At 72.2% G+C, this 26,442-nt stretch carries 15 protein-coding genes; 5 read left to right on the top strand and 10 right to left on the bottom strand.

All coding sequences use genetic code 11. The features are described from left to right. Nucleotides 1-66 precede the first annotated feature (66 nt). From ACFYXH_RS06890 to ACFYXH_RS06865, 6 genes are all read right to left on the bottom strand, one after another. Nucleotides 67-681 carry a vancomycin high temperature exclusion protein gene (locus ACFYXH_RS06890; protein WP_389561293.1) on the bottom strand — a complete coding sequence of 205 codons (615 nt, stop codon included), beginning with the start codon at nt 679-681 and terminating at the stop codon, nt 67-69. 161 nt (nt 682-842) lie between these two features. Further along, nucleotides 843-2,684 carry a hypothetical protein gene (locus tag ACFYXH_RS06885; RefSeq protein ID WP_389561077.1) on the bottom strand — a complete coding sequence of 614 codons (1,842 nt, stop codon included), beginning with the start codon at nt 2,682-2,684 and terminating at the stop codon, nt 843-845. 50 nt (nt 2,685-2,734) lie between these two features. After that, entirely contained in the window at nt 2,735-6,355 is a 3,621-nt protein-coding gene (locus ACFYXH_RS06880) for a DUF5682 family protein (protein ID WP_389561076.1), read from the bottom strand. Continuing rightward, complete coding sequence (locus ACFYXH_RS06875) at nt 6,342-7,514, bottom strand: AAA family ATPase (RefSeq protein ID WP_389561292.1); 1,173 nt, start codon at nt 7,512-7,514, stop codon at nt 6,342-6,344. The genes ACFYXH_RS06880 and ACFYXH_RS06875 overlap by 14 nt, the downstream gene beginning before the upstream one ends. 47 nt (nt 7,515-7,561) lie before the next feature. Next, the gene (locus ACFYXH_RS06870) at nt 7,562-12,553 is read right to left on the bottom strand and encodes a hypothetical protein (protein WP_389561075.1); all 4,992 of its coding nucleotides are present in this window, start codon (nt 12,551-12,553) and stop codon (nt 7,562-7,564) included. Next, complete coding sequence (locus ACFYXH_RS06865; RefSeq protein WP_389561074.1) at nt 12,550-13,425, bottom strand: DUF4132 domain-containing protein; 876 nt, start codon at nt 13,423-13,425, stop codon at nt 12,550-12,552. The genes ACFYXH_RS06870 and ACFYXH_RS06865 overlap by 4 nt, the downstream gene beginning before the upstream one ends. 150 nt (nt 13,426-13,575) lie before the next feature. On the opposite strand from ACFYXH_RS06865, the gene ACFYXH_RS06860 reads away from it, so the two are divergent. The 5 genes from ACFYXH_RS06860 (at nt 13,576) to ACFYXH_RS06840 (ending at nt 20,649) form a co-directional block, all read left to right on the top strand. Further along, nucleotides 13,576-14,526 carry a sirohydrochlorin chelatase gene (locus ACFYXH_RS06860; RefSeq protein ID WP_389561073.1) on the top strand — a complete coding sequence of 317 codons (951 nt, stop codon included), beginning with the start codon at nt 13,576-13,578 and terminating at the stop codon, nt 14,524-14,526. Nucleotides 14,527-14,574: 48 nt separating this feature from the next. Then, nucleotides 14,575-15,915: a deoxyguanosinetriphosphate triphosphohydrolase gene (locus tag ACFYXH_RS06855; protein ID WP_389561072.1), complete on the top strand. Its 1,341-nt coding sequence runs from the start codon at nt 14,575-14,577 to the stop codon at nt 15,913-15,915. Nucleotides 15,916-16,055: 140 nt separating this feature from the next. Further along, a complete protein-coding gene (locus tag ACFYXH_RS06850) occupies nt 16,056-17,318 on the top strand; it encodes an NAD(P)/FAD-dependent oxidoreductase (protein ID WP_389561071.1) in 1,263 nt (420 codons plus the stop codon). Nucleotides 17,319-17,352: 34 nt separating this feature from the next. Beyond that, on the top strand, nt 17,353-19,257 hold the full coding sequence (gene dnaG, locus ACFYXH_RS06845) for a DNA primase (RefSeq protein WP_389561070.1): 1,905 nt from the start codon (nt 17,353-17,355) through the stop codon (nt 19,255-19,257). 138 nt (nt 19,258-19,395) lie between these two features. Further along, the gene (locus ACFYXH_RS06840) at nt 19,396-20,649 is read left to right on the top strand and encodes an RNA polymerase sigma factor (RefSeq protein ID WP_389561069.1); all 1,254 of its coding nucleotides are present in this window, start codon (nt 19,396-19,398) and stop codon (nt 20,647-20,649) included. Between the two features lie 184 nt (nt 20,650-20,833). Here the strand turns inward: ACFYXH_RS06840 and ACFYXH_RS06835 are convergent, their stop codons facing one another. From ACFYXH_RS06835 to ACFYXH_RS06820, 4 genes are all read right to left on the bottom strand, one after another. After that, a complete protein-coding gene (locus tag ACFYXH_RS06835) occupies nt 20,834-22,756 on the bottom strand; it encodes an ABC transporter ATP-binding protein (RefSeq protein WP_389561068.1) in 1,923 nt (640 codons plus the stop codon). Further along, on the bottom strand, nt 22,753-24,486 hold the full coding sequence (locus tag ACFYXH_RS06830; protein WP_389561067.1) for an ABC transporter ATP-binding protein: 1,734 nt from the start codon (nt 24,484-24,486) through the stop codon (nt 22,753-22,755). The genes ACFYXH_RS06835 and ACFYXH_RS06830 overlap by 4 nt, the downstream gene beginning before the upstream one ends. Before the next feature lie 91 nt (nt 24,487-24,577). After that, a complete protein-coding gene (locus ACFYXH_RS06825; protein ID WP_389561066.1) occupies nt 24,578-26,023 on the bottom strand; it encodes an FGGY family carbohydrate kinase in 1,446 nt (481 codons plus the stop codon). Nucleotides 26,024-26,059: 36 nt separating this feature from the next. After that, nucleotides 26,060-26,359 carry a YtxH domain-containing protein gene (locus ACFYXH_RS06820; protein ID WP_389561065.1) on the bottom strand — a complete coding sequence of 100 codons (300 nt, stop codon included), beginning with the start codon at nt 26,357-26,359 and terminating at the stop codon, nt 26,060-26,062. Between the last annotated feature and the right edge of the window lie 83 nt (nt 26,360-26,442).

Below are 26,442 nucleotides of genomic sequence, written 5' to 3'. Positions count from 1 at the left end.
CACTGTCGCGCGCCGCGGATGCCGACGCGAGTCGGTCGGCCGCCGTGAGGCTCGTGTCGCAGCGTGTCACCCTGCCGCTGCGGCCAGTGCTTCCTTCACACCGCGCTCCTGGGCGCCGAGGAATTGCGGATCGGGCGTGAGCGTGGCGTCCAGCGCCGCCTTGCCGGCGGCGAACATCTCCCGCGTCCCGCCGTAGTACCAGGTCGCGTCATGGGGCTCGGCGACCCCGACACCGTACGACTCGACCCCGGCCGCCTGGCAGAGCGCGACGGCCCGCCGGATGTGGAAGCCCTGCGTCACCAGGACCGCCCGCTCCACACCGAAGATCTTCTTGGCGCGGACGCACGAGTCCCAGGTGTCGAAGCCGGCGTAGTCGCTGACGATCCGCCCACCCGGTACTCCGCGGGCGGTGAGATACGTCCGCATGGCATCCGGCTCGTCGTACTCGACCCTGCTGTTGTCGCCGGTGACCAGCACGACCTTGACCTTGCCCGCCCGGTACAACTCGGCGGCGGCGTCGAGCCGGTGCGCGAGGTACGGCGTGGGCCGGCCCTTCCACAGCCCGGCCCCGAAGACGACGGCGACATCCTGTGCGGGCACCTCGGCGACCGTGCGGACCCGGCTGTCGGCGACGGCATGCATCCAGGTCGCGGGCGCGAGCGCGAACACGCACGCGAGCATGACCGTCTGCACGATCCGTCGCTGGGTGCGGCGGGCGCGCGGCAGCTTCGGGAGTCGCAGCAGCTTCAGTCCTGATGCCTTGGACGGCTTCGGAGCCTTGGCTGCTTTCGGTGCTTTCGACGTCTTGGGCGCCTGCGATGCCTTCGATGTGCGGGATGCCTTCACGCCTGGTCAGACGCGGATCGGGGCTGAACGGTTCGGTCCACGGCGCCGGAGATCGCCCTCGTGCCGTGGTCCGGGCCCGTCGCCGACCATGCGGCCGACAGCAGCGACCTGGCCGCCGCCGAGGTGTAGACCGCGGCCGCGAGCCAGGCTGCCGCGAAGGCGTCCGGGTCGGCGGGCAGTAGCCGGCCCAGCGCGTCGTGGCGGCGGTCCGCTGCCGTTTCTGCCAGGGACAGGGCGCAGTCCGCGCCCGTGGCGAGGCCCACCGCGCGCAGGCGGCGAGGGAGTTCGCCGTCGGCCGATGCGGCGGTGACGGCGCGGCCGCCCGCGACCGTACGGTCCACCGCGCGGCGCAGCAGATCCAACTCCACCGGCAGCGCGGGCGGCGCGGCGGCAACGAGGTGCAGTGGATCGGTCTGTGCCGGTATGGGCGCCGGTATATGGGAACGGTTCAGCCGCCGCAGGCCCAGGTCCGCGCGGACGCTCTCGCCGTCGTGGCCCGTCCAGGCAGCGGCCAGGGCATGGACGCCGCCCGGCCGGTCGGGAACGGCTCGGGCGATCAGCCGCAGCGCGAGTCCGGGTCGCGAGGCGAGCAGACGCAGATTCTCGGCGTACGGCAGTTCCGGGCGCTCGTCCGGGGCGAGCAGCTGCAGCGCCGGGCCGCCGGCGACGCGGAACCCGCCGCCGGAGACCGTCCCGGTGAGGAAGAGCAGATCGCCGCCCGCCGTGCGGGCGTCGGCCGGTTCCGCCAGCCAGTCGAGTGCGGCGGCGAGTTGAGCCGCGGGTGGCCGCTGCCAGATCGCGTCGAGCGGCGGCTCGTGCCATTGCGCGCCCGCCGCTCGTACGGAACGGAGCCGGGCGCCGCCGCCGATCCGGCCGTCCGGTGAGACGGTCGGGCCGGTCAGGATCACCCCGCCGCCGTCCCCCCACGCCCGCAACGGCAGCGCACAGCCGCCCGGCACCGGAGAGCCCGCCGCCTGGACCGCCCGCTCCGGGCCGCCGGGCGCCACGTCCGAGACCGTGCGGAGGGTGCCGTCCGGTGCGACGGCGTACGTGGTCGCGCCCGCATAGCCGGACGCGGTGACGACCGGTTCGGTGAACAGGCCGTACAGGCGCAGGGGTTTGGCCGGCTGGTAGGCGCGGCGCGCGGGGGTGACGGCGTCGGCCTGCCGCTGTACGAGATCGAGCAGCTCCGCGAGCTCGGCGGAGAGCTCGGGCAGCCGGAACGCCGGATCCTCGGAGCGCGCCTCGCCCAGCCGGCGTGCGATCCGTACTGCGGCGGCGGAGTGCAGCTGGAGCCCGGCGAGCCGCGCGGAGTGCGCGGCATGCAGCAGCTCGGCGCGGTGAACGGCGCCGGAGCCCGTAACTCCCGTGACGAGGACCGCTGTTGCGGCGGCGCGGAGGGTGTGGAGGGCGGTCGACCGGGTGGTGCCGAGACTGGTGCTGGTGCTGGTGCTGGTGCTGGTGCTGGCGGGGGCGCTGGCGGGGGCGGTGGTGCTGCCCGTGGGCGCCGCGGCTTCCGCCTCCGGGGTTTTCGGTGGTGCCGCGTCCGGGACCTCGGGCGGCGCCGTGTCCTCCGCGAGTGGCGCGTGCGACAGGACCGCCGCGCGATGCAGGCAGGCCGGGGCCAGCAGACAGCCGCATACCGCGTCGTCCGCCCGCGCCACGATCCCGTTCGTGACCTTCAAGGTCACCGCGGTGTCCTCGTCCACCCGGACGCGGACACCGTCCGGTGTGGCCTCCACCGGCCAGCCGGACACCTTTGCCACGGCGCCGTCGACGCGCTTGCGCAGCCGGGCCGGGAGCAGGTCGAGAGCCCCGGCCGCCACCTCGGTGGTCACCGGAGGCAGTCCCGGGGGTCCTGAAGGCAGTCCCGTAGAGGGTGGTGTGGTCACCGGTGCGTACCTCCTACGCGCTCGCCGACCCAGCGGGCCAGCTCCAGGGGACTGAGTGCCGCGACCGGCATGCCCGCAGCCACCAGCCGGCCCGCCACGCCCGCCGAGTAACGCGGTCTGCCCTCGTCGTCCAGCGAGGCGCAGCCCAGGACATGGCAGCCCGCGTCGACCAGCGTCCGTACCTCCGACAGCAGGGGGCCGACCGGCCCGCCCTCCTCGAAGTCGCTCACCAGGACGACGAGCGTGCGTGACGGCACCGTCACCAGCTCGCGCGCGTGGCGCAGGCCGCGCGCGATGCTCGTGCCACCGCCGACGCGTACCTCCAGGAGCAGGCTCAGCGGATCGTCCACATGGTCGGTGAGGTCGAGCACCTCGGTGGAGAAGGCGATGAAATGCGTGCTCAGGGCGGGGACTCCGGCCAGTACGGACGCGGTGAGCGCGGACCAGATCGTCGAGGCCTCCATCGAGCCCGACACGTCGACGACGAGGACCAGCCGCCAGTCGGCCGACCTGCGGGCCCGGGTGCGGAAGACGGGCCGCTCCGGGAGGACCGTGACCGTGCCGGTGTCCGGGTCGCGGCGGGCGGTCGCCAGGTTCGCGCGCAGCGTGCGCGGGAGGTCGAGCGGGCCGCCGGGGCGACGGGTGGGGCGCGGGTGGGCCAGGCCGGTGAGCGCGGGGCGCAGCCGGTTGGCGAGGGCCTCGGTCAACTCCCGTACGAGCCGGGCCACCAGGGGCCGCAGACGGGCGAGCTGCTGCTCGGGGAGACCGCCCGCGTAGGAGAGGACGGTGCGCAGCAGCTCCACGGAAGGGCGGGCCGAGGCGGGGTCGAGCTCGAGCGCGGCGTCGAGCCGGCCGGCGTCGGCGGCAGCGGCGAGCACCTCTTCGCGGACGCCGGGCCCGAAGAGCGCGGCGAGCTCGTCCGACCAGGTCCGTACATCGGGGTACGGAGCCTCGCTCCCGCCGCCGCCCCCGAGACCGTCACCGTCCTCGCCACGGGAGCCCTCGCCCCGCCCGTGCCCGTACAACTCGTCGAGCGCGGCGGCAACTCGCGCGGCGTTCCCCGTCAACTCCCGCCCCCGCCCGAGAAGCAACCGCCACCGCTCCCCGGACACGAGCCCGAAGCCCGCACCCTTGGCTTCAGGCCCGTCCGGTCCGGCTCCGGCCCCCGGGTCACCGTCCACCGGAGCACCAAGGCTCTGATGTTCCGGAACCGGCGCACCCAACGTGCCCCGTCCCGCAGTCGCCTCGGACCGGCCATCCCGGACCTGGGGCTCCCGGGTCAGGTCTCTTGCCGCCAGTGCATCCCTGCCCGCCAGGTCCGCCGTCGCCAGCAGGGCCAGCGTCGCCGGATCTGTCACCGGTCCCTGGAGGGTGCCGGCGGCCGTACCCGTGCGGTCCTCCACCACCGACAGCAGCCGGGAACGGGCCGCGGGCGCGAGCGTGTCGAAGCCCGCCCGCAGCGCGGGCAGCCGGTTCAGGAACTCCCGGTCGGGCAGCGACTCCACCCGCTCCAGCAGCGGGTCCAGCGCCTTGCCCGTCTCCAGCAGCGGGCCCGCCGCGAGCAGTGTCCCGCGCAGGAACTCCGCCAGCCCCGCGCGCAGTTCCGGCGAGGTCGCGCCGTCCGCGCGGGAGGCCAGGCGCTCCCCGAACTCTCCCGGGTCCCGCTGACCCAGCAGCACCCGTGCCGCGCCCGCCGCGCCCCGCATCAGCGGTGTCGCCCCCGAATCCAGCCGGGCCAGCGCGTCGGCGAGGCGCAGGCCGCCGCCCACCCCGGCGGCCTGGCAGGCGAGCGTGACGAGGGCGCGGGCGTCGTCCGGTGCGGTGGAGCCCGCGAGGCCGTCGAGCGCGCGGACCCCCGCCGCGGCCAGTTCCTCGTACGCCGCGTCGACGGCGTCCCGCTTCCATCCGGCGTCGAGCCCCGGCAGATGGCCGGATCTGATCCGGTCCAACAGGGCCATTCCGGCGAGCAGTTCGGGCAGCGTTCCGGTGGCCGGGAGCAGTTCGGCGGACTCCGCCAGCCGCTCCGCCGCCAGGTCCGGCAGGCCGCACCGCGCGGCCTCCGCCAGCCCGTCGACGACCTCGGCGGCGGTCGGCCCGCCCTGCCGCCGCTCATCGGCGCGCCGCTGCCGCAGCACTCCGGCGGCGGCCTGCTCGATGGTCACCCCGTGCAGGCCCGCCACATCGAGCATCGCGGCCGTCGACGGGGACCAGGCGACGGCCCAGCGTGTGGTCAGCGCGGCGGCGTGGCCGACTCCCGCGACCGCGGACTCCTCGCCGTACGGGACACGGCAGACCGCGAGCCGCCGCAGAGTGATCTCGCGGCGCCGGTCGAGCTCGGAGCGGAGCATGTCCAGGCGCAGCTCGCGCCGCTCGGGCGCGTCCGGCACGGGCAGCTTCAGCTCGCCGAGCAGCGTCTCGACGGAGGGGCCGAGCCCGGAACGCGGTGTCCCCGGCGCCGGCCGCCCCTGCCGTCGCCCGACCAGCACCCGCTCCATGGCGGCGGCCACCACGCGGCCCCGCCCCAGCAGCCGGCCCTGCGTGAGCACGGTCTGCGCAGCCTCCGCCAGCTCGCCCCGCCCGGCCGCAGGCAGCCCGCGCAGCGACGCCAAGTCCCGGGCGACGCGGACCACTTCGCGGGCATCGGCGGGCCCGCTCGGGTGACCGGCATCCCGTACAGCCGCACATATCCGTACGGCGGTGGAGGTCAGCAGGTCGTCCAGCAGGCGGGGATCGCCCGCCGCGTGGAAAACACCGCGCTGCCACTCCGGGTCCCGGATGCCTGCGGGATAGCCGGAACGCTCGTCGAGCAGCGCGTACGAGTACGGCACCAGCGAGGTGACGACCTCGGCGCCACCCGGCCGAGGCGACTGGGGCAGGCCGCTCTCGGCACCGGAGCCCGCCGTCAGCGCGGGCGCGTGAAACGCGCCGATCACCGCGGCCGCGCGCCGCCCCGCATGCTCGGGATCCGCCAGCCGGCGCCGCATATTCGCCTCGCGCCGCAGGTCGTACGGATCCACCGCACCCGCACCCGCACTCGTACCCGCACCCGCGTCCGTCCGCAGTGCCCACCCCACCAGCAGTGCGGCACGCCGCAGCGCTTCGGGCCCGGAGCCGGGAGCGGTCGCCTCGACCAGCCGGTCCCACAGGTCGTCGCCCGGCCGGCCACCGGCTCTCGCACGCAGCGCCGCCGTGAGCGAGCCCGCACCGGGACCTGCCTCCCGCGCCTCCTCGTCGGCAGGACCTCGCGCCGCCAGCGGGAGATCGAACGGCACCACCTCCACGCCCGCCTCCCCCGCCCAGCGGATCGCCGCCAGCTCCGGCGAGAACTCCGCGAACGGCAGAAACACCAGACCGGCGCCACCTTCGCCCCCGCTGCCCGCCAGCGCGACCGGCGGCACCGTCGCCGGGTCGGCAAGGTGCTCCAGCCACGGCGCGAACTCCTCCGGCAGCTCGATGAACAGCACCTCCGGCGCCGCCTGAGCCAGCAGTGCGGGCACGGCCGCCGCGAGCGCGGGGGAGTGGTGCCGCACCCCGATCAGATACGGGTCACGGCACCCGGCAAGTTCAGTCAGCGCTTCCTCCGGAGCTTGCTCAGAAGCCTGCTCAGGTGAGCTCATCGCGCAGCTCCCACAGCGTCCGCCACAGCGGTGCGCCGCCCTCGGCCCGCCGCCGCACCGGCCCGTCCCAGTACCCCAACAGCCGTGCGTGGTCGGCCGGGTCGTCCTTGCGCACCGTGCCGAGGAGATGTCCCGGCAGGGTGCGTACGACATCCCGCCCGTCGCTCAGATACGCCGCACCCAGCCCCATCGACGTGGCCACATGGACCGCCTCCGCCGTCGACATGACCGTCGACGGCCGCTCGACCTCCCAGCCCTCCGCGCTGCGCCCGGTCCGCAGATCCCGGAAGGCCGTCACCAGCGCCTCCAGCACCGTCTCGTCCACCCCGAACGGTGCGCCGGAACGCGCCAGCGCCGCCGTGGCCTGCCCGCGCACCAGCTCCGTCTCGGCGTCGAGGTCGCCGATCGGGCCGACCTCCTCGAAGTTGAAGCGGCGCTTCAGCGCGGCGGACATCTCCGAGACGCCCTTGTCACGGAGGTTGGCCGTGGCGATCAGCGTGAAGCCGGGCACGGCGTGCACGGTCCCGTCCGCTCCCTCCGTCCCCTCGGTGCCGTCCCCGCCCGCGAGTCCTGCCAGTTCCGGCACAGACATCCGGCGCTCGGAGAGCAGCGAGACCAGTGCGTCCTGCACCTCGGGCAGACAGCGGGTGACCTCCTCGATCCGGGCGACCGCGCCCCGCGTCATCGCGGTCAGCACCGGAGAGGGCACCAGGGCCTCGCGGCTCGGCCCCTTGGCGAGGAGCATCGCGTAGTTCCAGCCGTACCGCAGCTGGTCCTCGGTGGTGCCGGCCGTTCCCTGCACGGTGAGCGTGCTGCTGCCGCACACGGCTGCGGCCAGCAGTTCGGAGAGCATCGACTTGGCCGTGCCCGGCTCGCCGACGAGCAGCAGCCCCCGCTCGCCCGCGAGTGTCACCACACACCGCTCGACCAGTGCCCGGTCGCCCACGAACTTCCGCGAAACGACCAGCTGCTGCCCCTCCGCCGTCCGCAGCGGCTCGCCGTCGGAACCGCAGACGAACAGCACCGCCGCGCGTGGCGTCATCCGCCATCCCGGCGGCCTCGGCCCGCCGTCGTACGCAGCGAGGAAGCTCAGCTCCTCGCCGTATCGGTCCTCCGGCAGCTCCACCTGCCGCGCCGCGCCCCCCGTGACCCTGCTCATCGCCACCTGGCTCTTCGCGACCCTGCTCCCCGCGCCCGCTCCCGCGCTCATCGCGAACCTCCCCTGCTGCTACGTCCCTTGAACTCCTCGAACCCCGGCGCATCGCCTTCCACGACCCGCCGCCATGCCGCCGCGTACAGCTGCGCCACCGGACGGTCCGGCACCACGAAGCCGTACAGATCCCATGGCACGATCGCCGTCTTCCAGCTCTCCGCCGGCAGTCGCGGTGTCTTCTGCTCCAGCCAGCCGCCGGGCAGGAAGAGCGAACGTCCGGCGCGCGCCCGCTTTGCCTCCACCACCAGGTCGGTGGCGGCCAGTTCGGCCCGCGCCTTCTTGAGCCGGGCAGGCTTCCAGCCGGTCCACTCCGCCTGATTGCGGTCGGTCGGATCGGGCAGGGCCAGCAGCATCAGATAGAGCGCGGCCGCGTCCTCGGAGAGGCCGAAGCGCTCCGCCGCCGCTGTCACCAGCTCCGGCACGCTGTGCGGTGGATACTGCGCCGCCCCTGCCTGTCCGTCGGCCGTGACCAGCGCCGTGAACTCCTCGCTCAGCACCGTACGCAGCGCCTTCAGCGCCGGCTTCTCGCCCGCCATCGCGGCCAGCTGCTTCAGCGCCGGATGGTCCGGACCTCCGCTCGCACCGTCCACGAGGGCAGCCGACCGCACCCACACCGAATCCCACTCCGAGCGGTACCGCATCGGCGCAAGCACCACCGCGTCCGAGACCTCGACCAGCCCGTCCTTCGCACTGTCGCGCTTCAGCGGCAGTCCATACGCCTCCCGCAGCCGCACCGAGGTCGCGCTGCCCTCCGTGTCCCAGTCCACGCCGAGGTCCAGCAGCAGCCCGGGGTCGGCGAGCCGGTCACGCACCATCCGCAGCGTGACCGGCAGGACCGCGCGCAGCGGATCGCCGTACGGCAGCCGGTACGCGAGCCAGCGCAACATGGCCACATAAGTACTCAGCGTGGATCCGGTGAGCAGCTTCTCCGGGTCCGCCGGGACCAGCCCGTCGTCGCCGTGCCGCTGCTCGGTACGGCCGGTGAGCTCCGTCTTTGCCTCGGGGTTGAGCGCGTAGTCGAGGATCGGTCCTGTCCCGATCTCGGCCACCGCCCGTGTGATCAGCCAGGCGGGCGCGACGCGCCGCTTGCCCCGCGCCGCCAGCCAGGCCCGGGTGAGCGGCTCCAGATCGAACCCCTTCGTCCACAGCTCCGCCACCCGCTGCGCCTCGGCCGGCACCAACAGGCCGGTGTACAGCTGCCGTTCCGCTGGTGACAGCGAGCCCAGCACTCCTCGCCCGGCCTGCGCCTCGGCGCTCTTCGCCCCCAGCGGCGCCAGATACTCGGCGGAGAGCAGCCCGCCCCGGCCGTACGCGGTGACGCCCGGCAGCCCGAGCAGCAGCAGCGCACCCGTGACCGCGCCGACGCCGACCTCCTCGGCGAACTCCTGTGCCTGCTCGGGCCGGTACTGCAGCGGGCCGTGTTCCCGTACCCCGTCCACCATCCGGCGCACCGAGGCCGCCCGCAGCGGATCGTCGGCCGCGCCCAGCACATCCGACTCGGCGAGCGTGAAGTCGTCCCAGGCACCGAAGGCCCCGGCCGGGTCGTACTCGATGCCGTTCCAGTACGCGTACTTGTCCTCGATCCGCTGACAGGCGACGATCAGCAGCCGCCGCGCCCCCGAGTGCCGGACCTCACCCAGCAGTTGATCGCTGTGGGAGGGCCGCGCGATCCGCAGCTGCACGATCCGCAGCCGACCGCGCGGATCGACGAGTACCGCGTCGCCGTCCGCCTGTACCTCCAGCACCGCGTCGAGGAACTCCAGCAGCGCCGCGCGGTCCGTCTCACTGGTCGTCGGGGAGGCCGCACGTACGGCGAGCGCCGACATACCGGGCCCCGGAAGCGTGAGCCACCCCACGCCGGTGCCCGTCAGTGCCACCTTCCCGGCGCCGGCCTCAGGTGCCAGCACCCGTTGCAGCAGCCGGAGTTGGTTCACGCACGTGGTGGTGTCCCGCTCCCAGTAGCGGTGGTGGCCATAGAAGTGCCGGGAGCCCATGAAGCCGTCGAATGCTTCGCGCAGCGCGCCGTCGAGCGCATGCCGTACCCGCTGCTCCTGCGCCTCGGCCGCGTCCGGCTTCTGCCGCTCCTTGGCCGCCCGCTCGGCGAACACACCGATGCGCTTGCCGTGCCGTGCCGCCTCCTCGACCAGGCCGGCCACGCCCGCCACCAGCCCGGGATGGGTGACCTCCGGCAGCAGTTTCCGTACGGCCGCTTCCGGCTTCGAACCGTCCGCGACAGCGCTCAGAAGCGCCTTCGCGTCCGCCTCCGTCACCGCCCGCAGCACCGCCGAACCCCGCTCGTCGCGCGGCCGCAGCGCATGCCAGTAGGCGATCGGCGGAACCAGCGGAGTACCCGCCGCGTGTGCCCCGCCCCGGTCGCCCTCCTTGAACATGGCCAGGCAGATGCCCTCGGAGTCGTACAGCGCGAGCTGCCCGTCGAAGCCGCGCGACTCGCGCGGATGCAGCGCGGCCCCGCCCGGCAGCCGCAGCGGTGGCAGCGGGATTCCGTGCGTGAGGTGCTCGATGCTGCTGCCTCGCGGGAGCTCCACCGCAGGGCTGCGGCTGCCGTCCACCGAGCAGGCGGTGAGCGTCCGCGCCTGCGCGTCGTACCGCACCCACCAGCCGAGCAGCCCGTCCTTGCTGCCGAACGGCGAGGACTCCAGGCCCGGTTGTACGGGCAGCAGCCGGCAGGCCCTCTCCAGCAGGCGGCTCTGTCCGTGCGCGCTGCCCGCTCCTTCGGCGAGCGCCGAGTCGAAGAAGGCCGGCAGCGAGACCCGGCCCCTGCGGGCCGAATCGGGGTCGTAGTCCCACCACTGGCCCTGGTGCAGCACCCATACCGAGATGCCGTCCGAAGCGACCGGCCGCTGCTCCGCCGCGAACGAGGTGTCGCCCGCGTGGACGGGCCGCCCGCCGAAGGTGCGGCTGCCGTCGGGCAGTGCCAGCGTCGGATTCTGGAACGAGGTCCAGTGGTCCCTCAGGTCGCCGTCCGGCTTGAACACCTCGGCGGGCCGTCCCGACCAGCGCGCCCGCCGGTCGGCACCATGGCCGTTGGCGACCAGCCACTGGCCGCCCACATAACGGACCGTCGGCACATCCCAGGAGGACGACGACCGCACCGGCAGCGTGAGCGTCTGCCGGTCCAGCACGCCGTTCGGCCCCACCGCCGCGACGCGCGTCCCGACCCGGACGACCAGCGCGGGCCAGGCGTCCGCGAGCCGGTACCACTCGTCGGCCAGATAGCCGTGCCGCTGCCCGGAAGCCATGGGATTGACCTTGCCGAGCTCCGGAAGCGCCTCCTCCAGCGCGGGCCAGCCCAGCTCGTCGAGAATGCCCGCGCGCAGGGTGCGGGCCAGCGCACCGGCCGGGGAGACGGCGGCGATACGGTCCACGGCCTCGGGCGCCGCCGCCAGGACGGACGGTGCGGAGAACTTCGTCAGCCGGCCCAGCAGGCCGTCAAGACCCGGCAGTCCGAGCGGCTGCGACAGATCCTCGGCCCGGTCGGCCAGCCAGCCCGCAAGCACCGCACGCAGCGCCGGATGGTCCGCGATCCGGTTCAGCTGCGCCGACGCCTCGTTGGTGCCGGCCGCCCGTTCCACGCCGCCGCGCAGCAGCGGCGCAAACCGTGAATCGGCGGCCAGCGCCGTCAGATCCCTGCGCCCCTCACCCTCGTCGGACAGCCACGGCCCCAGCTCCAGGTTCTCCATCGCGTCCGACGGCGCCTCGACCGGCACCCCCAGGGCCAGACACGCGTCGAGGAGATCCAGGTCGACGGTGGTGCGCCAGCCGCCGCCGCGCAGCAGTTGCAGCGGTGTGCCGTCCGCGACGAGCCGGTCCGCCAGCCGCTCCACCAGGGCGAGTTCGGCCGCGAGCCGCTTCATGCCGCGCCAGCCCCGCTGCCGGTGCCTGGCCCAGGACGACAGCCACTCGGCCGCCGGAACCGTCCCGTCCAGCAGCAGCCCGATGGCCCCGCACCGGTCCAGCAGTGACAGCCAGGCCTCGTCGAACTCCGCCGGGCTGTCGCCGCCCACCGCCGGGAGCAGCGCCAGCAGCCGCTCCCGTACCGCCATATCCTCGGCTGCGATATGAGCCAGGGCCGGCAGCGCCGACTTCCAGAAGCTCGCCGCCGCGCGGTTCATCGCCCCGGTGTGGATGATCTCCGAGATCAGCGCACGCTCCTCGGCGGCCGCGTCCAGACCCGCGCCCTTCGCGAGGCGCCGCAGATCCTCCACCATGCCCGCGTACGGAGTGAGTCCGGCCGCGCACCGCTCCAGCGACACCGTCCTGAACTGCGCGTACGCCTCCGGTGACGCCAGCCGGGCCGCCAGCCCCTTGGCGTACTCCCGCAGCGCCTTGCCGCTCAGTGCGCCCGCACCCGCGAACTCCAGGAAGACCTCCCGCAGCCGCTCCTCGTCGACCGCCAGTGCGTGCCGCTGCTCCGCCGCCCGCGCCTTGCCGAAGAACACCGCGGCGTGCTGCCGCGACTCGGCGGCCAGGAACAGCCGCGCCGCCTGCTCGTAGAAGGTCGGCAGGAAGTGCGGTACGGAACGGTCCAGCCGCGCACCGATTTCGTCGAAGCCGTCCTTGGCGAGCCCCGGCTTGGTCGTGACGAGCCGCGCGAGCCGCTCCATCTCCTTGACCACGGCGAGCGCGTGATGCCCGTTCTCCGGGTCGTGGACCAGTGCCCAGGCGGGGAAGCCGAGCGACTGCCGCTTCACCCGTCCCACCGGCGCCGACCCGGAAGGGGCGAAGCCCAGATACTCCAGGGCGAGATCCTCGGCGGGGCCGATCGCCTCCGGGACCAGCCGCACCACCGTGCGCCCATCGAGCGCCGGATGCCCGTACGCCCGCGCCGTCAGCTCGTCGCCCTGAGCCTGTACCTGTCCCTCGTCGCCAGGTCCCGCACTGTCGCCCGCGCCGAGCGGCAGCACCGCCCCCGCCTCCAGCAGCCCGTTCACCGTTCCCCCTGCCGTGCTTCCCACGCCGCTCACAGCAGCCCCTCCTCGTCACCCGCGGCCACCCGGCCCGCGTACACCAGCGCGGCCATCCGCTCGCCCTCCGACCAGGCGACCGGCCCCACCTCGGCGAGCGGCAGCCGCCGGCCGTCCTTGTCCCGCCACTCCAGCGGGCCGGTCAGCGCCTCCAGATCCGGATAGTCGTCCCCCAGCCAGTACGCCGCCTCGAGCGACCGGCCGTCCTCCACCAGAGGGCAGACCGCCTGGCCGCCGCGCACCCGGTAGCCGAGCGAGACCGCGCGCGTCGTGGCGTGCCGCAGCTGCTCGAACTTTCCGTTGGCGTACGCCTGCCAGTCCTGGCCCCGCACGTCCTCGGGCCGCCGCCACACCTCGCGGAACAGCTGCTCCACGCCCTGCTCGACCCCCAGCTCCACCGCGAACTCCCGCAGATCGTCGAGGTCTTCGAGGAGCACGGGATGCGGGATCAGCACGGTCTCGCAGTCCAGCCGCACCGAGTCGCCGTCCAGATCGACGATCCCCGCGCCCTTCTGCGCATCCGCGTCCCGCAGAAACCCGGCGCGTTCCATGTCGGCCGTTCCGTCCGCCGCCACCGGCGCCACCACAAGATCGCGCAGCGCCGTCTGCCATGCCGTGTCCGGCCACACCCGGGCCAACAGCCCCACCGGTACCGGCAGCGAGCGCACCAGCCAGGTGTCCACCTGCTCGCGGCAGTCCCGTTCGTGCCGCTCCAGCCACTCGGCCAGCTGCCGCAGCCGCACGACCTCGGCGTCGTCCCGCAGCTTCGCCGGCACCTGCTTCAACGCGCGCCCGGCAGCGTTTCTGCACAGCACCTTGGTGCCGTCCAACGTGACGGCGTATCCGCCGCTCTCCGTCTCGATCCAGCCCATGGCAAGACCGCCTCCCCGACGTTCCGGTTCCGATGTCGATCACAGTAGGTGACGGGTCTGACAACGCCGGCGGGCAGCCGGTGAGCCCGTGGAAAACACCTGTCACCCTCACGCAACGACCCGGCAACCTGCGCCCGTCAGGATCGGTTCATGACGGAGTCGGCACACGTTCGTGAGTCTCTGCCCCTCGACACCACCGCGCAGCTTCTTACGCGCATCACGGCTCAGCTCGGCACCCAGCTCAGCCACGTCACACTGAACGGAACCCGCAGGCCCATGCCCCCGACCGACCGGCAGCCCACCCTCGTCGCAGTCGCCCACGGCAGCCGCGACCCGCGCGCCCTGCGCGCCGTGACCACGCTCCTCGACCGGGTCCGCGAACTGCGTCCCGGGCTCGATGTCCGCCTCGGCCACATCGAGCTGAACGAGCCGCTGCTCTCCGCCACGCTCGCCACGCTCGCCACGCTCGGCGGCGAAACCGGCGAAACCGGCGAAACCCGCGACGTGCGCGAGGTGCGCGGCGGGCTGAGCGGAGCCAAGGCCGTCCTCGTACCGCTGATGCTGAGCCGCGGCTACCACGTCAAGCACGATCTGCCGCAGGCCGCCGCGGCCGTCCCCGGCGCGGACATACGCATAGCCGCCCCGCTCGGCCCGCACCCCCTCCTCGTCGAGGCGCTCTGCTCCCGTCTCGCCGACGCGGGCTGGCGCCCCGAGGACGGCACCAGCAGCAGCGTCGGAGTCGTCCTGGCCGCCGCCGGATCCCGTGACCCGGACTCGGTCGCCGACGCCCGCCGCACCGCCGACCAGCTCAGCGAGCGCCTCGGCGGCGTGCCCGTCGTCCCCGCGTACGCCTCCGCCGTCTCGCCCACCGTCCCGGCGGCCGTGCGCGCGCTCACCGCCCGTGGCCGCCACCGGATCGCCGTCGCCTCCTACTTCGCCTCCCCCGGCCTCTTCGCCACCCGCAGCGCCGCCGTCGCGCCCTGGATCGCCGCCGCCCCGCTCGGTGCGCACCCGGCCCTGGCCCGGCTGCTGCTGCAGCGTTACGACGAGGCCGTGACCACTGCGTACGCCCCTCAGCGGCGCGAACTCACTCCGGCGTAGCCCGCCCGCAGCCACCCGGCTGTCACCGGCTCCGGTTACCTTCGGTGCATGGAAGGCACCACCAGCACCACCTCATACGACCCCGCCGGCCACGACGTGTACGACGAGGCTGCCACCGCGCGCTGGGCCGCCGAGCCCGACAAGCGTCCGGGCCGCACCGCCTTCCAGCGAGACCGCGCGCGCGTGCTGCACTCCTCCGCGCTGCGCCGCCTCGCCGGCAAGACCCAGGTGGTGACCCCCGGCACGCGCAACCAGGCATGGGACGCCAGCCCGCGCACCCGGCTCACCCACTCCCTGGAATGCGCCCAGGTCGGACGGGAACTGGGCGCGGCGCTCGGCTGCGACCCCGATCTGGTGGAGGCCGCCTGCCTGGCCCACGACATGGGCCATCCGCCCTTCGGGCACAACGGCGAGCAGGCGCTCAACGACTTCGCCAAGGACTGCGGCGGCTTCGAGGGCAACGCCCAGTCGCTGCGGCTGCTGACCCGTATCGAGCCCAAGCGGTTCGTCCACAGCGAGGCCGTGACATCATCCGCCGCCGCGGCGGGCGGCGAACTTGTCAGCGTCGGCCTCAACCTCACCCGGGCAGCCCTGGACGCCGCCACCAAATACCCCTGGCCGCGCGGCGGCCACCCCACCGATCCCGGCTCGGTGAAATTCGGCGTGTACGAGGACGATCTGCCGGTCTTCGAATGGGCCCGCCAGGGCGCGCCGGCGTACCGCAAATGTTTCGAGGCCCAGGTCATGGACTGGTCCGACGACGTGGCGTACTCCGTGCACGATTTCGAGGACGGTCTGCACGCCGGCCATCTCGACCCCAATCTGCTCCTCGCCGAGCCGGAGCGGAGCGACATCTGGGCGGTGGCGATCGGACGGTACGTACCTCAGGACACCGATCCGCAGGAGCTGGCCGAGGCCCTCGACCGGCTCGTCGGCCAGGAGTGGTGGCCGCACCACTACGACGGCTCGGCCGTCGCGCAGGCCCGGCTGAAGGACGCGACGAGCCAGCTCATCGGCCGTTTCTGTCTCGCCGCCGAGGCCGCGACACGTCAGGCGTACGGATCGGGGCGGCTCACGCGGTACGCCGCCGAGCTGGTCGTCCCGCGCGCCACCCGCAATGAATGCGCGGTACTCAAGGCCGTCGCCGACCGCTATGTCATGCAGCGCGCCGAACAGGAGGCCATCCGCGCCGACCAGCGCATCGTGCTGGCCGAGCTGGCCGAGGCGCTCACGGCCCGTGCCCCCGAGAGCCTCGACCCGCAGTTCCATGCCCTGTTCGACGCCGCGCCGGACGACCGGGCGCGCAAGCGGGTGATCGTCGACCAGCTCGCGTCTCTCACGGACGCATCCGCGCGTACGCTCCACACCCAGCTCACGGCCCGCCGCTGAGCGGCCCGGAGCGCCTTGGCGGCGCCTGGCCGGCACGTCCGAGATGGCACGCCCAGGGACTACTCCCTCTTCCGCCATCACGCTCCGTGCGGGACGCTCGCTGAAGGCTGAACGGCGTAGAAGCAAAGAGGAGGCATCAAGTGGTCGACGCACATCGGACATTCGTCATCGTCGGCGGTGGACTGGCCGGAGCCAAGGCCGCCGAGACCCTCCGCGCCGAAGGGTTCACCGGACGAGTGATCCTCATCGGTGACGAGCGCGACCACCCCTATGAACGCCCGCCCCTGTCCAAGGGCTATCTGTCGGGCAAGGAGGAGCGCGACAGCGTCTTCGTCCATGAACCCGCCTGGTACGCGCAGGCCGACGTCGAGCTGCACCTCGGCCAGACCGTCGTCGCCATCGACCGCGACGCCAAGTCCGTACGGATGGGCGAGGGCACCGTCCTCCACTACGACAAACTCCTGCTCGCCACCGGCGCCGAGCCGCGCCGGCTCGACATCCCCGGCACCGACCTGGCCGGCGTCCACCATCTGCGCCGCCTCGCCCACGCCGACCGGCTGCGCCAGGTGCTCACGGCCCTGGGCCGCGACAACGGCAAGCTGGTCATCGCGGGTGCGGGCTGGATCGGTCTGGAGGTCGCGGCGGCCGCCCGCGGCTACGGCGCCGAGGTCACCGTCGTCGAACCGGAGGCCACCCCGCTGCACCAGGTCATCGGCCCCGAGCTGGGCCAGGTCTTCACCGAGCTGCACCGTGAGCACGGTGTCCGCTTCCACTTCGGCGCCCGCCTGACCGAGATCACCGGGCAGGACGGCATGGTGCTCGCTGTCCGTACCGACGACGGCGAGGAACACCCGGCCCACGACGTCCTCGCCGCGATCGGCGCCGCCCCCCGCGCCGCACTCGCCGAAAGCGCCGGCCTCGCGCTCGCCGACCGGGGCCACGGCGGCGGTATCGCCGTCGACGCGGGCCTGCGCACCTCCGACCCCGACATCTATGCCGCGGGCGACGTCGCGGCCGCCCACCATCCACTCCTCGACGCCCGGCTGCGCGTGGAGCACTGGGCGAACGCCCTCAACGGCGGCCCCGCCGCCGCCCGCGCGATGCTCGGCCAGGACGTCTCGTACGACCGCATCCCGTACTTCTTCTCCGACCAGTACGACCTGGGCCTGGAGTACTCCGGCTGGGCGCCGCCCGGCTCCTACGACCAGGTTGTTCTCCGCGGCGACGTCGGAAAGCGGGAGTTCATCGCCTTCTGGCTGAAGGACCGCAGGGTGCTTGCCGGGATGAACGTCAATGTGTGGGACGTCACCGACCCCATCCAGCAGCTGATCCGCAGCGGAACACCCGTGGACCCCGAGGCCCTCGGCGACCCGTCCGTACCGCTCACTTCCCTCAACAGCTGACGGGAGTGTCACAGCGCCACCGTAGACTTCACGCGTGGCAGGCAGGATCAACGATGACGACGTGAAGGCGGTACGGGACGCGGTCCCGATCGACGCCGTCGTTTCCGAGTACCTCCAGCTGCGCAATGCCGGCGGCGGAAACCTCAAGGGGCTCTGCCCCTTCCACGACGAGAAGTCCCCCTCCTTCCAGGTCAGCCCGAGCAAGGGTCTCTTCCACTGCTTCGGCTGCCAGGAGGGCGGCGACACGATCGCCTTCGTGATGAAGATCGACCATCTCTCCTTCTCGGAGACGGTCGAGCGCCTCGCCGCGACGGCGGGCATCACCCTGCGCTACGAGGAGGGCGGGTACAACCCCACTCATCAGCGCGGCGAGCGCATCCGCCTGGTGGAGGCGCACAAGATCGCGGCGCAGTTCTACATCGAGCAGCTGGAGACCGGCTCCGAGGCCGAGACCGGCCGCAAGTTCCTCGCCGAGCGTGGCTTCGACCAGGCCGCGGCCCAGCACTTCAGCGTCGGCTACAGCCCGCAGGGCTGGGATCACCTCACCCGCTTTCTGCGCGGCAAGGGCTTCAGCGACAAGGAGCTGATCCTCTCCGGCCTCTCCCAGGACGGCCGCCGCGGCCCCATCGACCGCTTCCGCGGCCGGCTGATGTGGCCGATCCGCGACATCTCCGGCGATGTCGTCGGCTTCGGCGCGCGCAAGCTGTACGAGAGCGACAACGGCCCGAAGTACCTCAACACGCCTGAGACGGGCATCTACAAGAAGTCCCAGATGCTGTACGGCATCGATCTCGCCAAGAAGGAGATCGCCAAGACCAGCAGGGCCGTGGTCGTCGAGGGCTACACCGACGTCATGGCCTGCCATCTCGCCGGCGTCACCACCGCCATCGCGACCTGTGGCACGGCCTTCGGCGGCGACCACATCAAGATCCTTCGCCGGCTGCTGATGGACAACGCCACCGCCGAGGTCATCTTCACCTTCGACGGCGACGCGGCAGGCCAGAAGGCCGCGCTGCGAGCCTTCGAGGACGACCAGAAGTTCGCCGCGGAGACCTCCATCGCGATCACGCCGGGCGGTATGGACCCCTGCGAGCTGCGCCTCGCGGAGGGCGACGACGCGGTGCAGAAGCTGGTCGAAACCCGCACGCCGCTCTTCGAGTTCGCGATCCGCCACAGCGTGATGCGCCACAACCTCGAGACGCCCGCGGGCCGGGCCGCCGCGCTGGACGAGTCCGCGCCGATCGTCGCCGGCATCAAGAACATCGCCATCCAGCACGAGTCGGCGGTGCAACTCGCCGGCATCCTGGGCATCCTCGACACCCAGTTCGTCGTCAAGCGCGTTGCCCAGCTCGCGCGCTGGGCCCGCGACCGCGGCGGCCGCGGCCCGGTGACGCCGTCCCGCGCCCCGCAGTCGTACGAGCAGCAGGGCGCCCCGCGGACCCCGGCGGGCCCCGCCCTCAACCTGCGCAGCCCCGCCCACCGCACCGAACGCGAGCTGCTCAAGCTCGCGCTCCAGCACCCGGGCCTGGTCTCCCCGGCCTTCGACGCGTACGGCGTCGACGAGTTCACCGCCCCGCCGTACGCCGCGGTCCGCCAGACCATCGCGGAGGCGGGCGGCGCCGAACAGGGCACCCAGGACAGCCCCGACTACCTCGCCCGGGTCCGCGACGCCGCACCGAACGACACGGTGCGCGCCATAGTCACCGAGCTCGCCGTGGAAGCCATCCACGCCAGGACGGTCGACGAGACCTACGCCGGCACCCAGTTGGTCCAGGTCCGCCTGCGCGCGGTCGACCGCCGCATCGGCGACGTCCAGGGCACCCTCGCGCGCCTCGGCCCGAACGCCGACCCGGAGCACCACACGGCCGTGGCGAACGAACTCTGGGTGCTCCAGCAGTACGCCCAGTCCCTCCGCAACCAGGGCGCGGACGCTCTCTAGCCCATCTCCAGCCCATCTCCAGCGCATCTCCGGCCCCCGCGGATCCCCCTTCGGTAACCACCCGGTCACGCACGGGACTCAAAAAGTCACCGCACGCCCCTCGTGGCAGCGATGTGTCGTACCCCACACTGGGGTGCGGTGCCTGAGTCCTCGGAGCGCGGCCGGTCCACCCACAGTGGGCCCCTGACCCCCGCGGATCCGCTCATCGTGTACGGGACGGAAAGTGGCCCGGCCGCCTCCGTCCCGCTGCCGCACGCCCCCGAACCGGCAGCGATCACCCTGGAGGTCGCCCCCGTGCAGACCCAGACCCTGACCGAGACCGACTCTGTCGCGGCCGTCTCCGCGCAGGTCCCCGCGCAGAGCCGGGCCGTACATCACCCCGAGGCGGTACCAGAAGCGGTCCCGGAGACCGTTGTCGAGGATCCGGTGGAAGTGCCCGAACCTCCCGAGTCGCGGGCCCGCAGCCGGGCGGACAGCGGTGGGCCCTCGTCCGATCTCTTCCGGCAGTATCTGCGGGAGATCGGCAGGATTCCCCTGCTCACGGCCGTCGAGGAGGTCGATCTCGCGCGTCGCGTCGAGGCAGGCCTGTTCGCCGAGGAGAAGCTCGTCAGCACTCCCGACCTGGACTCCCAACTCGCCATCGACCTGGACAAGTTGGTCGTCATGGGCCGGATGGCCAAGCGCCGGCTGATCGAGGCCAACCTCCGGCTCGTCGTCTCCGTCGCCAAGCGCTATGTCGGCCGCGGACTGACCATGCTCGATCTCGTCCAGGAGGGAAACCTGGGCCTGATCAGGGCAGTCGAGAAGTTCGACTACGCCCGCGGCTACAAGTTCTCGACCTACGCGACCTGGTGGATCCGTCAGGCCATGTCCCGGGCCCTCGCGGACCAGGCACGCACCATCCGGGTGCCGGTCCATGTCGTCGAGCTGATCAACCGGGTCGTACGGGTCCAGCGCCGGATGCTCCAGGAGCGCGGCTACGAACCCACTCCCGAAGAGGTCGCCATCCACCTCGACCTGCCCTCCGAGCGGGTCAGCGAGGTGCTGCGGCTCGCCCAGGAGCCGGTCTCCCTGCACGCCCCGGTGGGGGAGGAGGACGACGTCGCACTCGGCGATCTCATCGAGGACGGCGACGCCGCGTCCCCCGTGGAGTCCGCCGCCTTCCTGCTGCTGCGCGAGCACCTCGAGGCTGTCCTCTCCACCCTCGGCGAGCGCGAGCGGAAAGTCGTCCAGCTGCGGTACGGACTGGCCGACGGCCGGCCGCGCACGCTCGAAGAGATCGGCCGGATCTTCGGCGTGACACGCGAACGTATCCGCCAGATCGAATCCAAGACCCTCAACAAGCTGCGCGACCACGCCTTCGCCGACCAGCTCCGCGGCTATCTGGACTAGCGGCTGTCCGGACTAGTGGGGACCCTGCGCCTCAGTCGCCGGCGAGGCTCCTGTTGGGGCTCCTCCCCAAGCCCCGCTCCTCAAACGCCGCAGGGGCTGAGTTTCGCCGCCGAGGCTGGAAATCCAAGCCCGTTCGGCGTTTGCGGACACGGCCGAAGGCCGTACGGGTCTGGGGCGGAGCCGCTCACTCCACCTCCACGACCGCCTGCGCGAACTGGGCCGCGTACAGCCGCGCATACGCACCGTCCGCCGCCAACAGCTCGTCATGCGTGCCCTGTTCGACGATCGCGCCGTTCTCCATCACCAGGATCACATCCGCGTCCCGGATGGTGGAGAGCCGGTGCGCGATGACAAAGCTCGTACGGCCGTGGGCCAGGCGCGCCATCGCCTTCTGGATGAGCACCTCGGTACGGGTGTCGACCGAGCTGGTCGCCTCGTCGAGCACCAGGATCACCGGGTCGGAGAGGAACGCCCGCGCGATGGTGATCAGCTGCTTCTCGCCCGCGCTCACGCCCGAGCCCTCGTCGTCGATCACCGTGTCGTAGCCGTCGGGCAGGGTCCGTACGAACCGGTCCGCGTGGGCGGCCCGCGCCGCCTCCTCGATCTCCTCCCGGGTCACCTCGCGGGAGGCTCCGTAGGCGATGTTCTCCGCGATGGTGCCGCCGAACAGCCAGGTGTCCTGGAGCACCATGCCTATCCCGGACCGCAGTTCCTCGCGCGACATCTTCGCCACGTCCACGCCGTCCAGACTGATCCGGCCGCCCGTCACCTCGTAGAACCGCATCAGCAGATTCACCAGCGTGGTCTTGCCCGCGCCGGTCGGTCCGACGATCGCGACCGTGTGACCGGGCTCGACGCTCAGCGACAGATCCTCGATCAGCGGCTTCTCCGGCTCGTACCGGAAGGCCACCTTCTCCAGCGACACCTGACCGCGCAGCTGCTCCGGCCGCTCGACCGAGGAGGAGTCCGGCTCCTGCTCCTCCGCGTCCAGCAGCTCGAAGATCCGCTCGGCCGAGGCGACGCCCGACTGCACCAGATTCGCCATCGACGCGACCTGCGTCAGCGGCATCGAGAACTGGCGCGAGTACTGGATGAACGCCTGCACATCGCCGATCGACAGCGACCCGGACGCGACCCGCAGCCCGCCGACGACCGCCACCAGCACATAGTTGAGGTTGGAGACGAAGAACATCAGCGGCTGCATGATGCCGCTGTTGAACTGGGCCTTGAAACCGGCCTCGTACAGCGCCTCGTTCTGCTCGGCGAAGGCCTGCGCCGACTCGTCCTGCCGTCCGAAGATCTTCACCAGCGCATGGCCGGTGTACATCTCCTCGATATGGGCGTTGAGCTTGCCCGTGGACTTCCACTGCTGCACGAACTGCGGCTGCGAACGCTTGCCGACCTTCGTCGCCACAAAGACCGACACCGGCACCGTCACCAGCGCGACCAGCGCCAGCAGCGGCGAGATCCAGAACATCATCGCCAGCACGCCCAGAATGGTCAGCAGCGAGTTGATCAGCTGTCCCATGGTCTGCTGCATGGTCTGCGAGATGTTGTCCATGTCGTTCGTCGCCCGGCTGAGCACCTCGCCGCGCTTGGCCCGGTCGAAATACGACAGCGGCAGCCGCGACAGCTTCGCCTGTACGTCCGCGCGCATCCGGTACATCGTCCGGTTGATCACCCGGATCGACATCCGCGTCGACACCAGCATCAGCAGCCCGGCGGCCACGTACACCGCCAGCGCGATCAGCAGCACCTTGCCCACGGCGTCGAAGTCGATGCCGTTGCCGGGCGTGAAGTCCACCCCGGAGAGCATGTCGGCCAGTCCGCCGCTGCCCTTGTCCCGCAGGCTCTCGATCGCCTGATCCTTGCTGGTCCCGGCCGGCATCCCACGGCCGACGACCCCCGCGAAGACCAGGTCCGTCGCCTGCCCCAATATCTTCGGCCCGACCACCGAGAGTGCGACGCTCAGCACACACGCGCCGAGCATCGTCCACAGCGTGGCCCGCTCCGGCGCGAGCTGCCGCAGCAGCCGCTTGCCCGAGCCCTTGAAGTCCATGGACCGCTCGGTGGGGCCCATCATCATGCGTCCGCCCGGCCCGCTCATGCGGCCTCAGCCTCCGTCAGCTGCGAGAGCACGATCTCGCGGTAGGTCTCGTTGCTCTCCATCAGCTCGTGATGGCTTCCCGTCCCCACGACCTGCCCCTCGTCCAGAACCACGATCCGGTCGGCGTCACGGATGGTGGACACCCGCTGGGCGACGATCACCACGGTCGACTCCGCGGTCTCGAGCGCCAGCGCCCGGCGCAGCGCCGCGTCCGTGGCGTAGTCCAGCGCCGAGAAGGAGTCGTCGAAGAGATAGATCTCGGGCCGCTGCACCAGCGTCCTGGCGATCGCAAGCCGCTGGCGCTGGCCGCCGGAGACATTGGTCCCGCCCTGCGCGATCGGCGCGTTCAGCCCGGCTTCCAGCTCCCGTACGAAGTCGGCGGCCTGCGCCACCTCGAGCGCCTGCCACAGCTCTTCGTCGCTCGCGCCGGGCTTGCCGTACCGCAGATTGGTGGCCACGGTCCCGGAGAAGAGATACGGCTTCTGGGGCACGAGCCCCACCGTCTTCGCCATCAGCGCCGGATCGAGTTCGCGCACATCCACGCCGTCGACGAGCACCTCGCCGCCCGTCACATCGAACAGCCGCGGTATGAGCCCGAGCAGCGTCGACTTGCCACTGCCCGTCGACCCGATGATCGCGGTCGTCTCGCCCGGCCGCGCCACCAGTTCGACGCTCCGTAGCACCGACTCCTCGGCCCCCGGGTAGCGGAACTCGACGTTCCGTATCTCCAGATGCCCGTGCCTGCGCAGCTGCCGTACCGGCTCGGTCGGCGGGACCACGCTCGAATCCGTGCCCAGAACCTCCTCGATCCGCTCGGCACAGACCTCGGCGCGCGGCACCATCATGAACATGAAGGTGGCCATCATCACGGCCATCACGATCTGCATCAGATACGCGAGGAACGCGGTCAGCGCGCCGATCTGTATGGCGCCGCTGTCGATCCGGTGCGCACCGAACCAGACGACAGCGATGGACGACACATTCACCACCGTCATGACGGTCGGGAACATCAGCGCCATCAGCCGGCCGGTGGACAGCGACACGTCCGTGAGCTCGTTGTTGGCCTCGCGGAAGCGCTCCTTCTCGTACTCGTCCCGTACGAAGGCGCGGATGACGCGGTTGCCGGTGATCTGCTCCCGCAGCACCCGGTTCACGGTGTCCAGGCGCTCCTGCATGGTGCGGAACAGTGGCCGCATCTTCTTGACGATCAGCGACACCGCGATGCCCAGCAACGGCACCACGGCCAGCAGCACCGCCGACAACGGCACGTCCTGGCCGAGCGCCATGATGATGCCGCCGACGCACATGATCGGCGCCGACACCATCAGCGTGAACGCCATCAGGACCAGCATCTGTACCTGCTGGACGTCATTGGTCGTACGCGTGATCAGCGACGGCGCACCGAACTGCCCGACCTCCCGCGCGGAGAAGCTCTGCACCCGGTCGAAGACGGCCGCGCGGACGTCCCGCCCGAGCGAGGCCGCGGTCCGTGCGCCGTAGAAGACGGCTCCCATATTGCAGAACACCTGGACGACGCTGACGGCGATCATGAGCGCGCCGAGCTCCAGGATGTAACCCGTGTCCCCCTTCACGACACCGTTGTCAATGATGTCCGCGTTCAGGGTGGGCAGATAGAGGGTGGCGCTGGTCTGCAGCAGCTGGAGAGTCACGAGCAGGGCGATGGGTTTCTTGTACGGACGCAGGTGCGTCCGCAGTAGTCGTATTAGCACACGCAGTCTCTCGAGGTCGGCAAGATCGGGGGGTCACCCCATCTTCCGACACTCCACCCCTGGAATCTCAAGCCATTAACCCAAGGCGGGGTCAAGAAGTCGGGTTGAACGCCCCCGGATGAATCTGATCCCGCGTCGCACCGTACTGCTGGCGCACCGCCTGACCCACCGCCAGATCCTCACCGGGCTCGAAGACCTGCGCGGCCGCGCCCTGCCAGGCCGGCGGAGCGGCCGGCGACAGCGTCCCCTGCGAGACGCCGAGCGACCAGGCGGCCTGCCGGGCCGCGCCCACCGCCGCATAGTCGGCGGGCTGCGGTACGACGACCTGTGCCCCGAAGATCGCGGGCGCCGAGGCCTGTACGGCGGGCAGCCCGGCGGCCGCACCCAGCAGAAAGACCCTGCGCACGTCGACCCCGCGCCGGCGCAGTACGTCCATCGCGTCCGCGAGCGAGCAGAGCATGCCCTCGAACGCGGCCCGCGCCAGATGCTCGGGCTTCATCGACTCGCGCCGCAGCCCGCTCAGCGTCCCCGCGGTGTGCGGCAGTTGCGGAGTCCGCTCGCCCTCCAGATACGGCAGCAGCACAAGCCCCGACGATCCCGGCGTCGACTTCAACGCATGCGCGGAGAGCTCGTCGAGGCCCTCCAGACCCAGCAGCTCGGCCGTTCCGCGCAGCGCCCGTACGGCATTGAGCGTGTGCACGACCGGCAGATGCATCCCGGTCGCATCGGCGAACGACGTAATCATCCCGCTCGGATCGGCCAGCGCCTCATGGTGCACGGCCATCACGGAACCCGAAGCCCCCAGCGACACCACCGCGTCGCCGGCCCCGACGCCGAGCCCGAACGCCGCCGCCATCGTCTCGCCGGTCCCGGCGGAGATCAGCAGCCCCTCGGGCGTCGTCCCCGCCGCCTCGGCCGGGCCGAGCACCTCGGGCAGCGCGCACTGGTGCCCGAGCGCGAGCTCCACCAGATCGGGCCGGTAGGACCCGCTGCCCGCGGACCAGTACCCGGTGCCGGAGGCGCCGCCGCGGTCCGTGGTCCTGCGGGCCGGTCGGCCGAGCAGCTGCCACACCAGCCAGTCGTGCGGCTGCATCACCATCGCGACCCGCTGCGCGAGCTCCGGCTCGGAGCGCGCCATCCAGCGCAGCTTCGCCACCGGCTGAGCGGCCTGCGGCACCGAGCCGACAGCCTCGGCCCAGGCCTGCCGCCCGCCCAGCGCATCGATCAGATCCGCCGCCGCGACCTGCGCCCGCTTGTCGTTGCCGAGCAGCGCGGGCCGTACGAGATTGCCCTGGCGGTCCAGCGCCACCAGTCCGTGCTGCTGCGCGGACACCCCGATGGCCTGTACGCCTTCCAGCAGCCCGCCGGTCGCGGCCTCACCGAGCGACAGCAGCCAGGCCTGCGGATCTATCTCGGTGGCCTTCGCCTCGACGGGGTGCGGTGCGTACCCCTGGCGCAGCACGGCGCCCGTGTCCGCGTCACAGACGACGATGCGCGTGAATGCAGACGAACTGTCCAGCCCGGCGACTATCCCCATGTCAGAAGATTCTGCCGCACCCGTGGAGGTATCCCGTCACGTGTTGCTCGTTCCCCAGTCGTCCTCACCGGCCGCGGTCCGCTCCCGCAGGGACCGCACCCGCTCCGCAACCGAGTCGGGTACCCGTTCCCCGACCTTTTCGCTCACGGTGTGGAAGGCCTTGCCCGCCACCTCGCGGCTGCTGTGCGCAGCGGACTCGGCGGCATTGCGCACAGCGGGGTTCTGGGCGAACTGGCGCGCGGACTTCTTGAGCTGCTCGTAGCGCTCGTGGCCGGCCCGAGTGCCGAGCACGTAGCCGATTGCCAGTCCGATGACGAACGTCAGCTTGTACCGCATGGCTGCCACCCTTCCCTTGCGTCGGTGCTGCCCGCCTACCCGGCGCGGCCCGAGATCACCCCGGGCATACCGATTGGCGGAAC

It is taken from the genome of Streptomyces sp. NPDC002730 (assembly GCF_042888805.1).
Taxonomy (GTDB): Bacteria; Actinomycetota; Actinomycetes; order Streptomycetales; family Streptomycetaceae; genus Streptomyces.
Note: the sequence above shows the minus strand (reverse complement) of the source record. Positions and strands in the feature narration are given on the sequence as shown.

Excerpts from the sequence above, each read along its gene's own strand:
- ACFYXH_RS06890 (WP_389561293.1), bottom strand. The coding sequence starts at position 681 with ATGCTCGCGTGCGTGTTCGCGCTCGCGCCCGCGACCTGGATGCATGCC.
- ACFYXH_RS06880 (WP_389561076.1), bottom strand. The coding sequence starts at position 6,355 with ATGAGCTCACCTGAGCAGGCTTCTGAGCAAGCTCCGGAGGAAGCGCTG.
- ACFYXH_RS06875 (WP_389561292.1), bottom strand. The coding sequence starts at position 7,514 with ATGAGCAGGGTCACGGGGGGCGCGGCGCGGCAGGTGGAGCTGCCGGAG.
- ACFYXH_RS06865 (WP_389561074.1), bottom strand. The coding sequence starts at position 13,425 with ATGGGCTGGATCGAGACGGAGAGCGGCGGATACGCCGTCACGTTGGAC.
- ACFYXH_RS06860 (WP_389561073.1), top strand. The coding sequence starts at position 13,576 with ATGACGGAGTCGGCACACGTTCGTGAGTCTCTGCCCCTCGACACCACC.
- ACFYXH_RS06855 (WP_389561072.1), top strand. The coding sequence starts at position 14,575 with ATGGAAGGCACCACCAGCACCACCTCATACGACCCCGCCGGCCACGAC.
- ACFYXH_RS06835 (WP_389561068.1), bottom strand. The coding sequence starts at position 22,756 with ATGAGCGGGCCGGGCGGACGCATGATGATGGGCCCCACCGAGCGGTCC.
- ACFYXH_RS06825 (WP_389561066.1), bottom strand. The coding sequence starts at position 26,023 with ATGGGGATAGTCGCCGGGCTGGACAGTTCGTCTGCATTCACGCGCATC.
- ACFYXH_RS06820 (WP_389561065.1), bottom strand. The coding sequence starts at position 26,359 with ATGCGGTACAAGCTGACGTTCGTCATCGGACTGGCAATCGGCTACGTG.